At 58.8% G+C, this 13,246-nt stretch carries 12 protein-coding genes; 6 read left to right on the top strand and 6 right to left on the bottom strand.

The window, feature by feature from the left end; genetic code table 11:
• The first annotated feature begins 1 nt into the window (after window position 1).
• The 6 genes from ftsH (at window position 2) to ACR0K4_RS07925 (ending at window position 6,700) form a co-directional block, all read left to right on the top strand.
• Window positions 2-1,918, top strand: coding sequence for an ATP-dependent zinc metalloprotease FtsH (gene ftsH, locus ACR0K4_RS07950; RefSeq protein ID WP_480853517.1), 1,917 nt, complete (start codon window positions 2-4; stop codon window positions 1,916-1,918).
• A 95-nt stretch (window positions 1,919-2,013) separates the two neighbouring features.
• Entirely contained in the window at window positions 2,014-2,589 is a 576-nt protein-coding gene (locus tag ACR0K4_RS07945; RefSeq protein WP_480853516.1) for an MOSC domain-containing protein, read from the top strand.
• Between the two features lie 185 nt (window positions 2,590-2,774).
• Entirely contained in the window at window positions 2,775-4,451 is a 1,677-nt protein-coding gene (locus ACR0K4_RS07940; protein WP_480853515.1) for a formate--tetrahydrofolate ligase, read from the top strand.
• A 57-nt stretch (window positions 4,452-4,508) separates the two neighbouring features.
• A complete protein-coding gene (locus ACR0K4_RS07935; protein WP_480853514.1) occupies window positions 4,509-4,814 on the top strand; it encodes a chorismate mutase in 306 nt (101 codons plus the stop codon).
• A 53-nt stretch (window positions 4,815-4,867) separates the two neighbouring features.
• A complete protein-coding gene (gene folD, locus ACR0K4_RS07930) occupies window positions 4,868-5,758 on the top strand; it encodes a bifunctional methylenetetrahydrofolate dehydrogenase/methenyltetrahydrofolate cyclohydrolase FolD (protein WP_480517690.1) in 891 nt (296 codons plus the stop codon).
• Window positions 5,759-5,962: 204 nt separating this feature from the next.
• Window positions 5,963-6,700, top strand: a complete 738-nt coding sequence (locus ACR0K4_RS07925; RefSeq protein WP_480853513.1) for a LytTR family DNA-binding domain-containing protein — start codon at window positions 5,963-5,965, stop codon at window positions 6,698-6,700.
• Window positions 6,701-6,704: 4 nt separating this feature from the next.
• Here the strand turns inward: ACR0K4_RS07925 and pdeM are convergent, their stop codons facing one another.
• From pdeM to ACR0K4_RS07895, 6 genes are all read right to left on the bottom strand, one after another.
• Complete coding sequence (pdeM, locus tag ACR0K4_RS07920; RefSeq protein ID WP_480853511.1) at window positions 6,705-7,367, bottom strand: ligase-associated DNA damage response endonuclease PdeM; 663 nt, start codon at window positions 7,365-7,367, stop codon at window positions 6,705-6,707.
• A 41-nt stretch (window positions 7,368-7,408) separates the two neighbouring features.
• The gene (locus tag ACR0K4_RS07915; RefSeq protein WP_480853510.1) at window positions 7,409-9,820 is read right to left on the bottom strand and encodes a ligase-associated DNA damage response DEXH box helicase; all 2,412 of its coding nucleotides are present in this window, start codon (window positions 9,818-9,820) and stop codon (window positions 7,409-7,411) included.
• A gap of 38 nt (window positions 9,821-9,858) precedes the next feature.
• Window positions 9,859-11,166 (bottom strand): ATPase, encoded by a 1,308-nt coding sequence (locus tag ACR0K4_RS07910; protein WP_480517698.1) that lies wholly within the window; start codon window positions 11,164-11,166, stop codon window positions 9,859-9,861.
• A gap of 117 nt (window positions 11,167-11,283) precedes the next feature.
• Complete coding sequence (locus tag ACR0K4_RS07905; protein WP_480853509.1) at window positions 11,284-11,829, bottom strand: prepilin peptidase; 546 nt, start codon at window positions 11,827-11,829, stop codon at window positions 11,284-11,286.
• A 3-nt stretch (window positions 11,830-11,832) separates the two neighbouring features.
• Window positions 11,833-12,684, bottom strand: coding sequence for a tetratricopeptide repeat protein (locus ACR0K4_RS07900; protein ID WP_480853508.1), 852 nt, complete (start codon window positions 12,682-12,684; stop codon window positions 11,833-11,835).
• A 30-nt stretch (window positions 12,685-12,714) separates the two neighbouring features.
• On the bottom strand, window positions 12,715-13,239 hold the full coding sequence (locus tag ACR0K4_RS07895; RefSeq protein ID WP_480853679.1) for a tetratricopeptide repeat protein: 525 nt from the start codon (window positions 13,237-13,239) through the stop codon (window positions 12,715-12,717).
• Window positions 13,240-13,246: the final 7 nt, after the last annotated feature.

Raw genomic sequence — 13,246 nt, 5'->3', positions numbered from 1 at the left:
CTTGGGCAACGCGCGCAACATCGCCTTTTGGGTCGTTCTATTTCTGCTGATCCTGGCTCTGTTCAACCTGTTCAGCGGACCCAGCGGGTCGCTTCAGGGCAATGAAAACCCCTATTCCGACTTCGTGACCGCCGTTCAAGGCGGCGAGGTCAGCAAAGTGACGCTGGATGGTGAGCAGATTCGCTATACTACACAGAGCGGTGCAACCTACACGACGATCAAACCCGGCGACGCCGAGGTGACGAAACTGCTGATCGACGAGAACATCCCGGTCGAGGCTGTCAAACAGCAGCAATCGGGCTTTCAGTCCTTCCTGATCACGCTCTTGCCCTTCCTGCTGCTGATCGGTGTCTGGGTCTATTTCATGAACCGGATGCAGGGCGGCGGCAAAGGTGGCGCTATGGGCTTTGGCAAGTCCAAGGCCAAGATGCTGACCGAAAAACATGGCCGTGTGACCTTTGACGACGTCGCGGGCATCGACGAAGCCAAGGAAGAGCTGGAAGAGATCGTCGAATTCCTGCGCAACCCGCAGAAATTCAGCCGTCTGGGCGGTAAGATTCCCAAGGGCGCGCTGCTGGTTGGCCCTCCGGGTACGGGTAAAACGTTGCTGGCCCGCGCGATTGCGGGTGAGGCGGGTGTGCCGTTCTTCACCATCTCGGGTTCGGATTTCGTTGAAATGTTCGTGGGTGTCGGTGCATCCCGTGTGCGCGACATGTTTGAACAAGCCAAGAAAAACGCGCCTTGTATCGTCTTCATCGACGAGATCGACGCCGTGGGTCGCCATCGTGGCGCAGGCTATGGCGGCGGTAACGACGAACGCGAACAGACGCTCAACCAGTTGCTGGTTGAGATGGACGGGTTTGAGGCCAACGAAGGCGTGATCATTCTGGCGGCCACCAACCGTAAGGATGTTCTGGACCCGGCTCTGCTGCGTCCGGGCCGTTTCGACCGGAACGTGACCGTCGGCAACCCTGACATCAAAGGTCGTGAGAAGATTCTGGGCGTGCACGCGCGCAAAACGCCTCTGGGCCCTGACGTTGACCTGCGCATCATTGCGCGCGGCACGCCGGGATTCTCGGGTGCTGATCTGGCAAACCTCGTGAACGAGGCCGCTTTGATGGCGGCCCGCGTCGGTCGCCGCTTTGTCACTATGGAAGATTTCGAGAACGCCAAAGACAAGGTGATGATGGGGGCTGAGCGCCGCTCGATGGTGCTGACACAGGACCAGAAGGAAAAGACCGCCTATCACGAGGCGGGGCATGCCGTGGTTGGTCTGGCGCTGCCGGAATGTGATCCGGTTTACAAGGCAACGATCATTCCGCGTGGTGGTGCGTTGGGTATGGTGGTCTCGCTGCCGGAAATGGACCGTCTGAACTATCACCGCGATGAGTGTGAGCAAAAGCTTGCCATGACCATGGCCGGTAAGGCCGCCGAGGTCATCAAATACGGTGAGGATCATGTTTCTAACGGCCCAGCCGGTGATATCATGCAGGCCAGCCAACTGGCGCGCGCCATGGTGATGCGCTGGGGGATGTCGGACAAGGTCGGCAATATCGACTATGCCGAAGCGCATGAGGGGTACTCGGGTAATACCGCCGGGTTCTCGGTCTCGGCCCATACCAAGGAATTGATCGAGGAAGAGGTCAAGCGCCTGATCCAGCAGGGATATGAGCGTGCACACCAGATCTTGACCGAAAAAAGCGAGGAATGGGAGCGTCTGGCTCAGGGATTGCTGGAGTATGAAACCCTGACCGGCGACGAGATCAAACGCGTCATGAACGGTCATCCGCCGACCGAAGAAGATGACGAAGGCGACAAACCTGATGAGGGCAGCGCGCCCAGCGTCACGGCCATTCCGAAGACCAAGGTCAAGAAGTCTCCGCCGGATGGCGGGATGGAGCCGGAACCGACGGCATAATTCCAAAAACCCGGGCCAAGGCTCGGGTTTTTCTTTCCTTTCCCGACAACCTGACCTCTAGTAGTTGTTGGGCAAAAGCAGGGAAGAGGGTCACCATGCCGGTATTGCGCGAAACCGAATTCAGCGGTGAGGTTGTTTGGCTGGGCCATGTGCCAGACGGACAAACGATCCGGGCGCGGGCCGTCGATAGTCTGTCCCTTGACTTTGCTGGCGCTGTGGACGAACGGCATGAAGGCGTCAACCGCGCATCATGTGTGCGGGTTCAGAACCTCTATCCGCGCGGGACTGAAATCCGCAATGTGCGCCAGTTGTCTGTGTTGTCCGAAGAAGAGTTGCAGGCGACGGCTGCTGCGATGGGGCTGGATCAATTGGATCCTACTTTTCTGGGCGTCAGCATTCTGCTGCGCGGTATCCCCGATTTCACCCATATCCCACCCTCATCACGCTTGCAGGGACCGGATGGGGTGACATTGACGGTTGATATGGAAAACCGCCCCTGCGTGACCCCGGGTCGCGAGGTCGAAGCTGATTTGCCCGGTCACGGGGCCGCATTCAAACCGGCGGCTCAGGGGCGGCGTGGGGTGACAGCATGGGTCGAACGCCCCGGAGAGTTGAAACGGGGCGACCGGCTGACCCTGTTTGTTCCCGATCAGCGCGCTTGGACACCTTAGGACACAGGATTTCCGATCATAGGTATCAATTCGGCGTGACGTCGCCCGGTATATAACGCTACGCCGTTTCACGGCATGATTATGTCGGAATCCACATCCTCTATTTCGGTGCACAATTGTATGGATTGCGCAGCTCCGGCGTTTTTTGCGTCGGTTTTGCACGGCATTCAACCAAGGACTCGGCCATGAGCTATAAATCCGACATCGAAATCGCTCGCGAGGCGAACAAGAAGCCCATTCAGGAAATCGGCGCCAAGATCGGCATCGACTCCGGCGATTTGCTGCCCTACGGCCACGACAAGGCGAAGGTCAGCCAGGACTTCATCAACTCGGTGCAGGGCCGCGAAGATGGCAAGCTGATCCTTGTCACCGCGATCAACCCGACGCCTGCGGGCGAAGGCAAGACCACCACCACCGTGGGTCTGGGCGATGGTCTGAACCGCATCGGTAAAAACGCGATGATCTGTATCCGCGAAGCCTCGCTTGGCCCGAACTTCGGCATGAAGGGCGGCGCTGCGGGTGGCGGCTATGCACAGGTTGTTCCGATGGAGGAAATGAACCTGCACTTCACCGGTGACTTCCATGCCATCACCTCGGCCCACTCGCTGCTGTCGGCGATGATCGACAACCATATTTACTGGGGCAACGAATGCGACATCGACATCCGCCGCGTTGCGTGGCGTCGTGTGGTTGACATGAACGACCGCGCGCTGCGTCAGATCACTGCTTCACTGGGTGGTGTGTCGAACGGCTTCCCGCGCGAAGCAGGCTTTGACATCACCGTGGCCTCGGAAGTCATGGCGATCCTGTGTCTGGCGAACGACCTGAAAGACCTGGAAAAGCGTCTGGGTGACATCATCGTGGCCTACCGCCGCGACAAGACCCCGGTTTACTGCCGCGACATCAAGGCCGAAGGTGCAATGACCGTTCTGCTGAAAGACGCAATGCAGCCGAACCTGGTGCAGACGCTGGAAAACAACCCGGCTTTTGTCCACGGTGGCCCGTTTGCCAACATCGCGCATGGCTGTAACTCGGTCATCGCAACCAAGACCGCGCTGAAAGTGGCTGATTATGTTGTGACCGAAGCGGGCTTTGGTGCCGATCTGGGTGCCGAGAAGTTCATGAACATCAAGTGCCGCAAGGCAGGCATCGCTCCGTCGGCTGTGGTGCTGGTCGCCACCGTGCGCGCGATGAAGATGAACGGCGGCGTGGCCAAGGCCGATCTGGGTGCGGAAAACGTCGACGCGGTTCAGTCGGGCTGCGCAAACCTGGGTCGTCACATCGAGAACGTCAAATCCTTCGGCGTGCCGGTTGTTGTCGCCATCAACCACTTTGTCACCGACACTGACGCCGAAGTGCAGGCCGTAAAAGACTATTGCGGCGAGCACGGGGTTGAGGCGGTTCTGTCGCGTCACTGGGAACTGGGTTCGGAAGGCTCGGCCCCGCTGGCCGAGAAGGTTGTTGAAATCGTCGATGGTGGGTCTGCGAACTTCTCGCCGATCTACCCGGATGAGATGCCGCTGTTCGAGAAGATCGAAACCATCGCCAAGCGCATCTACCGCGCCGACGAGGTCCTGGCCGACAACAAGATTCGCAACCAGCTGCGCGAGTGGGAAGAGGCGGGCTATGGCAACCTGCCGGTTTGCATGGCGAAAACCCAGTACTCGTTCTCGACCGACCCGACCCTGCGCGGCGCGCCGACCGGCCACTCGGTTCCGGTGCGTGAGGTTCGCCTGTCCGCCGGTGCCGGGTTCATTGTGGTTGTCTGCGGTGAGATCATGACTATGCCCGGTCTGCCGCGCAAACCTGCCGCGGAAACCATCTGCCTTAACGACGCAGGTGAGATCGAGGGCTTGTTCTAAGCCGCAATATGAACCATCTCGTGGTCCGGGGAATCCCCGGGCCATGAGGAGATCGAGATGCCCAATCTGACGCCGCCATCAGACTGTCGATCGATGCAGGAATTGCGGGTTCAGATCGACAAGCTGGATCGCGAACTGATCGAAATGTTGGTGACACGTGCTGGCTATATCGACCGTGCGGCGCAGCTGAAACCGGCAGAAGGGTTGCCAGCGCGCATTCCGGCCCGGGTTGAAGAGGTGGTCCAGAAGGTGTGTGCCAGCGCTGACGAGATGGGCCTTGATGCGGTTTTGGCCGAGAGCCTTTGGCGCATATTGATTGACTGGTCGATCGCACGGGAAGAGCGTGTGATCGGAACCGACTGAATGACACGGGCGCAGGTTGCGCCCGATTGAGTTTTGAAAGAAGGGATCGAAGGATGGCAGCCCAAATCATCGATGGAAAGGCCTTTGCGGCGAAAGTGCGCGCTCAGGTCGCCGATCAGGTGGCGAAGCTGAAAGAAGAAAACGGCATCACGCCCGGTCTGGCAGTGGTTCTGGTGGGTGAAGACCCGGCCAGCCAGGTCTATGTCCGCTCAAAAGGCAAGCAGACTGTCGAAGTCGGCATGAACTCGTACGAGCACAAGCTGGATGCGGACACGTCCGAAGAAGACCTGCTGGCGCTGATCGACAAGCTGAACAACGATCCGGCTGTGCATGGCATTCTGGTGCAATTGCCGCTGCCCAAACATCTGAACGAAGACCTGGTGATCAACTCGATTGATCCGGCCAAGGACGTTGACGGGTTCCATATTTCGAACGTGGGTCTGCTGGGTACAGGTCAGAAATCAATGGTGCCGTGCACGCCGTTGGGCTGCCTGATGATGCTGCGCGACCATCACGGCTCGCTGTCGGGTATGGATGCGGTTGTGATTGGCCGTTCGAATATCGTCGGCAAGCCAATGGCGCAACTGCTGCTGGGCGACAGCTGCACCGTGACCATTGCACATTCGCGCACCAAGGACCTGCCCGAGGTTGTGCGCCGTGCCGATATCGTCGTGGCCGCCGTGGGCCGCCCCGAGATGGTGCCGGGCGACTGGATCAAGGAAGGCGCGACCGTCATCGACGTGGGCATCAACCGGATTGAACGCGACGGCAAAAACAAGCTGGTAGGTGACGTGGATTTTGCCAGCGCGTCCGAGCGGGCCGGTGCCATCACACCGGTTCCGGGCGGTGTCGGTCCGATGACCATCGCGTGCCTGCTGGCCAATACCGTCACGGCCTGCTGCCGGGCGAATGGTCTGCCTGAGCCTGAGGGGCTGACAGCCTGACATCTTAGGAGCGAGCCGCGCATTGCTCGGCGTGGCTCGCTCCAACTTGTTCTTTTGCAAAGATTAAAACCAGATTAATTCGCACATTAACGACTTTGCCTTTTTGGCAACCAGTGGTAAGCCCTTCACTCCAATAGGTTCGGTCGCTGATCCTTTGCGACCCAGATGTGTTGGCAGTGCTCTGGGAGGGGCGCAGTTTCTGGTATGACGTTTGAATTGAAGCCGATTCTGGCGATGTGCAGCCCTCAAAGGGTGATCGCGGGCCTGGTTTTTATACCGCTGCTGGCTTATTCCTTTGCACCGTTCAGGGATATGGACCTGTCCTTTGCCTTGCGGCTGGTCTTTTGGACTGGCGTGATGGCCCTGGCCCTTGGGGCGAGCTGGGCTGCAACTTCGTTGGTGCGCACTCATATTCCCGACATCAGCCGAGTTTATCGTGATGTGTTGTTTGCCTTGCTCATCCTGTCGCTTTTTGCGCCGTCCTTGTGGCTTCTGACCTGGATAATCTTTACGGTCGGTGGGCAGGATGCGCCCGGGTTACTGTCTGTCACTCCCTATGGCCTGATGTTTGCCACGGGGCTGATGCTGGTCAGAGGCAAAGACCCTGAGGGCGTCACACCCAACACCCCGCCACCACGCTTGGTCCGCCGATTACCTGCGTCGTTTCAGGGCCAGATCTATCGCCTCAGCGTCCGGGATCACTATGTGGATGTTGTCACGTCTCAGGGAACTTACACGATCCGTCTGCGTTTCACCGACGCGATCCACGAGATGGAACCGGTACAGGGCCATTGCACACATCGTTCACACTGGGTGGTGGATGCGGCCATCGCGGGGGTCGAAAGGGAGCAGGGCAAAACCTGGCTTCGCCTGTGCAACAATGAGCGTGTTCCGGTCAGCCGCAAATACAAACCTGTGCTCGAGGCCGCAGGCATCATCTGACCACCTATCGCGGCATGGGCACCATCCTTGGGTGATCCCCGGTCAGAATGGCCCGAGCGTTATTTGCCATAAGTCCGGCCAAAGCCGTGTCTGAACTGCGCAACCCACCGGTATAGGTGCCGTAGGCCGGCAGGATCAGACGGGTGTCGTCCAGCAGGAACGCAGGACGAGAAATGGACCGGCCTTTTACCCCAAGCCGCACCTTGGGATGGTAATGCCCGGAAATCTCGCGCGCGGCGTCGGGCTGGGCGATGTGGCGAAAGACAATGGTGTTTTGGGTCCATTCGGCAAGATGACTGCCACCCAACTCGACCGGGCCGGGATCGTGGTTGCCTTCGATCCAAATCCATCGACGCCCGGCCTGCAGGGTTGCAATCTGCAACTGCTCCGATGTATCCAGTGTGGTCGCGGCCCTCAGATCGTCAAAACTGTCGCCCAGGCAGATCACCACATTCGCGCGGGTTTGCGCCAGATCCGATGTCAGGCGGGCAAGCGTTTCGCGTGTGTCATAAGGGGGCAGGGCCGGGCCACCCCGGCGGGCGAGGCGTTCGGATTTGCCCAAGTGCAGGTCCGAAACACAGAACACGCCCTGGGCTGGCCACCACAAGGCCCCCGATCCGAGGGCCATCAGGGTTTGATCCGCAAAAGTAAATTCAACTGCGTTCATGATCTGTTCTTGACGTGGAATTGCGCGGTGATCAAGCGATATCACCCGGTTTCCAGTCCAGCTGCCTGCAAAAGACGCGTACTTTCTTCGGCCAGCAATCGTTCCTCGGCCTCGCCCTTGACCGGAATTTTACCGACCTCCAGAAACAAAGGTGCAGAAAGGGGCGAGACCCGATCCAGACGCAAAAGGTCGATCCGGTCTCCGATCCGGTCCAGCATGGCTTCGATCCGACCGAAATCAACCAGCCCGCGCATGGCCTCTTCGCGGGTGATCTGCATCAGCAGATGGTCAGGGTCGTATTTCAGCAATGTGTCGTACAGAATATCTGACGAGAACGTCGCCTGCCGTCCGCTTTTGCGCTGACCGCCCGTGTTTCGTTCGATCAGACCCGCAATGGTGGCCGAAGCGCGAAATGTCCGTTTCATGACCGCGTTCCCGGCCAGCCATGTTTCCAGCCCATCGCGCAACGCGTCCCGTTCAAACAGCGGTCGGGGATCGGTGACCGCATCAAGTCCCCAGATCAGCGTGGCATAGTCGGTGGCGACAAAGCCCAGCGGGGCCAGGCCCATATCCTCCATCCGCTTGGTCAGCAACAGGCCCAAAGTCTGCTGGGCGTTGCGCCCGGCAAACCCATAGACACACAGGTTTTCGCGCCCCTCATTGGGAAAACTCTCGATCAGCAGCCGATCCCGTTGCGGCAGGCGCGAGATCTCGCGTTGTAAGCTCAGCCACTCGGCCGTGTGCGACGGCAGCTGAGGCCATTTCGTCTGATTCAGCATGCGCAAAATCCGGTCGCTCAGTTGAGTGGATGTGGCGAATTTGGTGCCGCCAAAAACTGCGACCTTTGGCTTTTTGTCCGCGCGTCGGCTAACCTCGACCACCATTTCGCGCAGGCCCTCGTAGCGCACGATCTGGCCTCCGATCAGAAATGTGTCGCCCGGGGTCAGCGAGGCCGCAAACGCCTCTTCCACCTCTCCCAGCGGCTTGCCCCCACGATTGCGCCTCAGGCGGACTTTCAGGGTGTCCGTGTCCTGTATCGTGCCCAGATTCATCCGGATCCGCTGAGCCGCACGCAGGTCGCGCAGCTGCCACAATCCGTCCGAGCGTTGTTGCAGGCGCTGCCAGCGGTCATAGGCCTTCAGCGCGTAGCCTCCGGTTGCACAAAACTCAAGACAGGCATCGAAAGCGGCCCGTTCCAGATGGGCATAAGGCCCGGCCGAGGCCATCTCCCGGTACAATGTGCTGGCATCAAACGGACCGCTGGCCGCCGCGATCAGGATATGCTGACATAATACATCCCGGGGTCCCGCTCCGCGGGGTTCACCGTCAAGATCATGCGCCCGAGCCGCTTCGAGCGCCGCCACGCACTCGACAACTTCGAACCTGTTAGCGGGCACCAGCAAGGCTTTGGACGGGGCATTATATCGGTGGTTGGCCCGCCCGATCCGCTGAACCAGCCGTTTGACGTTTTTCGGGGCACCGATCTGGATCACCAGATCGACGTCACCCCAGTCAATCCCCAGATCGAGGCTGCCGGTGCACACAATCGCCCGCAGATCTCCGCGCACCATTGCAGCCTCGACCCGTTCGCGCTGTTGCCGGTCCAGACTGCCATGATGGATGCCGATGGGCAGACCGTCGTCATTGGCGAGCCAAAGGTTATGAAAGAAAATCTCGGCCTGCGCGCGGGTGTTGTGGAAAATCAGCGTTGTCTTGTGTTGCCTGATTTGTTCAAGAACGGCTGGAATGGCATAGGCGGCCCCACCGCCCGACCAAGGCGGCATTTCGTTTGTCTGCAGCATCGCGATATCGGGATCGGGCCCGGGATCGGCCTGAATAATGTGACAAGGATCGGGATGGCGGGCCAGAAAACGCGCAATTCCCTGGGGGTCTTCGACCGTGGCCGACAGGCCGACGCGGCGCAGACCGGGGCAGAGTGTCTGCACGCGTGCCAGCGCCAGCATCAGTTGATCGCCGCGCTTGCTTTCAGACAGCGCATGTATCTCATCCACGATGATACGCTGCACCCCGGCAAACATCCGGGGCGCGTCTTCGTATGAGGTAAGCAGAGCCAGGCTTTCCGGCGTAGTCAGCAGGATATGCGGCGGGTCCACGCGTTGCCGTTTCTTCTGCGTGGCCGATGTGTCGCCGGTGCGGTCCTCAATCCGGATAGGCAGGCCAATGTCCTCAACCGGCCCGCGCAGATTGCGCCGGATGTCCGCCGCCAACGCCTTGAGCGGCGAGACATAGACGCTGTGCAGGCCCGGATGTGTTCCGCCGGCCAGTTCGGCCAGAGATGGCAGGAACCCGGCCATGGTTTTCCCACCGCCTGTGGGCGCGATCAGCAGAGTTGCCGGATCAGAGGCCCGGTCGAACATCTCTTGCTGATGTGGGTGGATTGACCAGCCTTTGGCAGTGAACCAATCGGTGATCGGGGCGGGAATCTGCGTCATGGTCACAGATTACCCGCCGGGGATCAGAATGGCAGGGGCTAGTGAATGATCTTCTCTTCCTTGACGAACATGTTGGCCCATGCACGGTCGATCAGATCGGGGTTCATCTGATAAGGGATGCCTTCGAACTCGCAGATCGAGATCATCTGGTCGATCAGGAAGATTGGCTGATAGTTCGCATAGACATTGTTGATTGTCGGATATTTGACCTTCAGCAGATGCACCAACGCGGCCTCGTCCAGTGGCATTCCGCGCTTGCGGGCAACCATCGCAAAGATTTTAAGGAAATTTTCCTGATTGGGGCCATCGATCTTGATCTTGAAAAAGATACGACGCAGGGCCGCTTGGTCAAAGATTTCGTTCGGGTGGAAGTTGGTCGAGAAGATGACCAACGTGTCAAAAGGCACTTCGAACTTTTCACCCGATTGCAGGCCCAGAATATCCTTGCTTTCCTCCAGCGGAACGATCCAGCGGTTGATCAGGGCCTGAGGCGGTTCGGCCTGACGGCCAAGGTCGTCCACGATGAAGATGCCGCCAGTGGATTTTAACTGCAGCGGGGCCTGATAGGTCCGCGCGGTTGGGTTATAAACAAGGTCCAACATATTGAGCGAAAGTTCGCCACCCGTCACAACGGTGGGCCGTTCACATTGCACGTATCGCGTGTCGAACCGCTTGCGGCGGCGCAGGCTGTTGGGATCATCAGCCTCCTGCTCGATCGCGGTATGCACGATCGGGTCATATACAGTGATAACCTGACCGGAATACTCGATGGCGCGCGGAACATAGACATTGTCACCCAGCGCATCGCGAATCCCGTTCGAGATCGAAGATTTACCGTTGCCCGGCGGGCCATACATCAGGATCGACCGGCCCGCACTGACCGCAGGGCCCAGATGATCCAGCAGGCTGTCGGGCAAAACCAGATGGCCCATGGCCCCGGTCAGCTGATCGCGCGTGACTTGGATATTGCGGATGGACTGCCGCTTGACCTGTTCGCGATACACATCAAGCGGTACCGGCATGGCACCGAAATATTCCGACTGGCTGAGCGCGTCCAGCGCGCGGGCCTTGCCGGCGTCCGTGAGTTGATAGCCCATTTCGTTGCCACTGTTTGCATTCAGCGTACCCGTCGCCTCCAGCAACTTCTGTTCGCGTGCAATGTCGATCAGCTCCTGAGTGACCGCGCCCGGCAGACAAATCGCTTCTGCAACTTCCGAGACTGTATCAACGTTCTTGCGAAAGATGGTTTTCAACAGAATGTCCCGCATCATCACCAGCGGGAGTTGCATTTCAGCCAGGCCCTTCGGGGCGGGGGGGGCCATCACGGCAGTCGTCTGCATATTCATGTGCGGGACTCGTCCATCAAATTATCACGCCAACAACCCAATACAGGGTTTGTTGTAAAAAATTTGACGTGGCTTTGTGGCAGTACCAAGGCACAGGCAAGGCGTGGTGATGATTGTTTACGATCCGTGAATTGCGCCCAAAATCAAATAGATGCTCAGGCTGCCTGCAAGGGCCAGACCCATTGGGAATTGTTTGCCCCGATCCCAGCTTTCCCAATGCGGTGCCATACGGCGCAGAGGGCTGCGTTTGGCAAGACGATGCGCCGTCACGGCCCCCAGCGTTGTGGCGGTAAGGATCACCAGAACCAACATCAGGTCAGGCACCCAGACGAACGCGGCAGCGGCGGCACAGAATTTCGCGTCCCCAGCCCCCATCAGCCCGGCAGCGTTGGCCAGAATCCCGAGGATCAGAACCACGGCCACGTGAAAAATCTGCCAGGCATAAACCGGAAGCGAGACAGAGAGCGGGCCGATATGCCCCGAAATCCAATCACCAGCCCATGGTGGCAGGACGATTAGTCCGATACCGATGAAGACGAAGAACAAGGCCATGACAGCGTGGTTTTTGATCCGCATGTCACGCATATCCGTGAAGGCGACGTAAAAACAGATGGGCAGCACGAAGGGTAAGAACCACGCCGCCGCCACCGCAGGGATCGCCATGGATCAGGTTTCCTCGAGCGCGCGCAGCGAACGGACAGCTTCGTCAAAATGCTGCGGGTGGGTCGCAATCGCCTCGCGGAACAGATTTTTGGCCGTCGTGAGGTCGCCCTGCTTCACCGCCGAGATGCCCATGGTGTTAAGCAACTGTGCACGTTCGACCTGTGACATGGGTACGACCGGCAATCCGTAGTTGCCTTGTGCGCTGCGGGCCAGAACCAGATTGTTCTTTGCGGTAAACAGGGAATTGTCCTGACGAATGGCCTCGGTAAACAGCCGTTCGGCACCGGAATAGTCACCACGGGTTAGCTTGGAATAGCCCCAGTTGTTCATCACACCGGCAGGCCGCGTGGTCAGCCCGATAGCGGTTTCATAGAAATGATCGGCGCGTTTCCAGTCTTTGTTGGAATCCGCGACCACAGCTTCCAGCCGGTAGCGTTTGAAGGTTTCAAAGGTCGGCGGGATCTTGTCCAATGTTGTCTTGGCGGCGTCCCAGTTGCCGCTGCGTACCTGAGCGTCCGCCAGCTCCACCCGATCCGCATCGGTGGCACCTTTCATGCCCACGACGCGTTTCCAGGCCCCACCGGCTTCGGTATATCGCTGCGCACGGGTCAGGCTGATGGCGAGGCCGCGCTGAATATCAATCCGTTCGGGGTTTTTGACCGCGGTATTCTGGAAATAGGTGACGGCCTCGTTCGGATCGGCTGCGTTCAGCATCACGTCATTCAGGTTGGTCTCGTCAATGACGTTGACCTCCTGAAAAGTGCGCTCAACCTTTTCATCTTCGGTTTCTTTTGCGCAGGCGGTCAGAACCAGCCCACATACAACGATGGACGGAATCACGAAATAGTGGCGCATTTTTGCGTCCTTTTACTGCTCTTGCCTCTGTTACTGGATTTTGCGCAGAACGAATTCTCCGTCGCCGCGTTGTTCCAGCTCAAATTCTTGTTCTTGCGGAGTATTATTAACAGGATTTTCCATTTTTGCGAGTGCTAACCGCAGATTGTCCCGGATTGCGTCACTTTCGCCATTGTCCAGCGCATAGGCCCGACGGAAGACCTGCGATGCCTCGGCGTACTGGCCGGTTTCCATCAGAAAAACCCCCAGATTATTCCAGCCAACGGGCCAGTCGGGATCATCTTCGACAGCGCGGCGCAGCAGAGGTTCAGCCTGACCAACGCGCTGTAATCCCAGATTGGCGGTGCCCATGGATGTCAGGATTTGCGGTGTTAAACCCTGGTCCAGAGCGGCGCGGGTAAAAGATTTCAGCGCCAGTTCATATTCCCCAGCGGCCATCAGGCGGTTGCCGATCGTGATTTCATCCGCAGCGGCGCCGTCAGGGTCGACACCGGGCGCGAAGGGATCAACGGAAGGGGTGCTTTCAGTGCAAGATACCACCATGGTGATAACCATGGTGGTT

The organism is Ruegeria sp. K11, assembly GCF_056531905.1.
The sequence above is the reverse complement of the archived record's forward strand: the minus strand, read 5'-3'. Positions and strand labels throughout refer to the sequence as shown.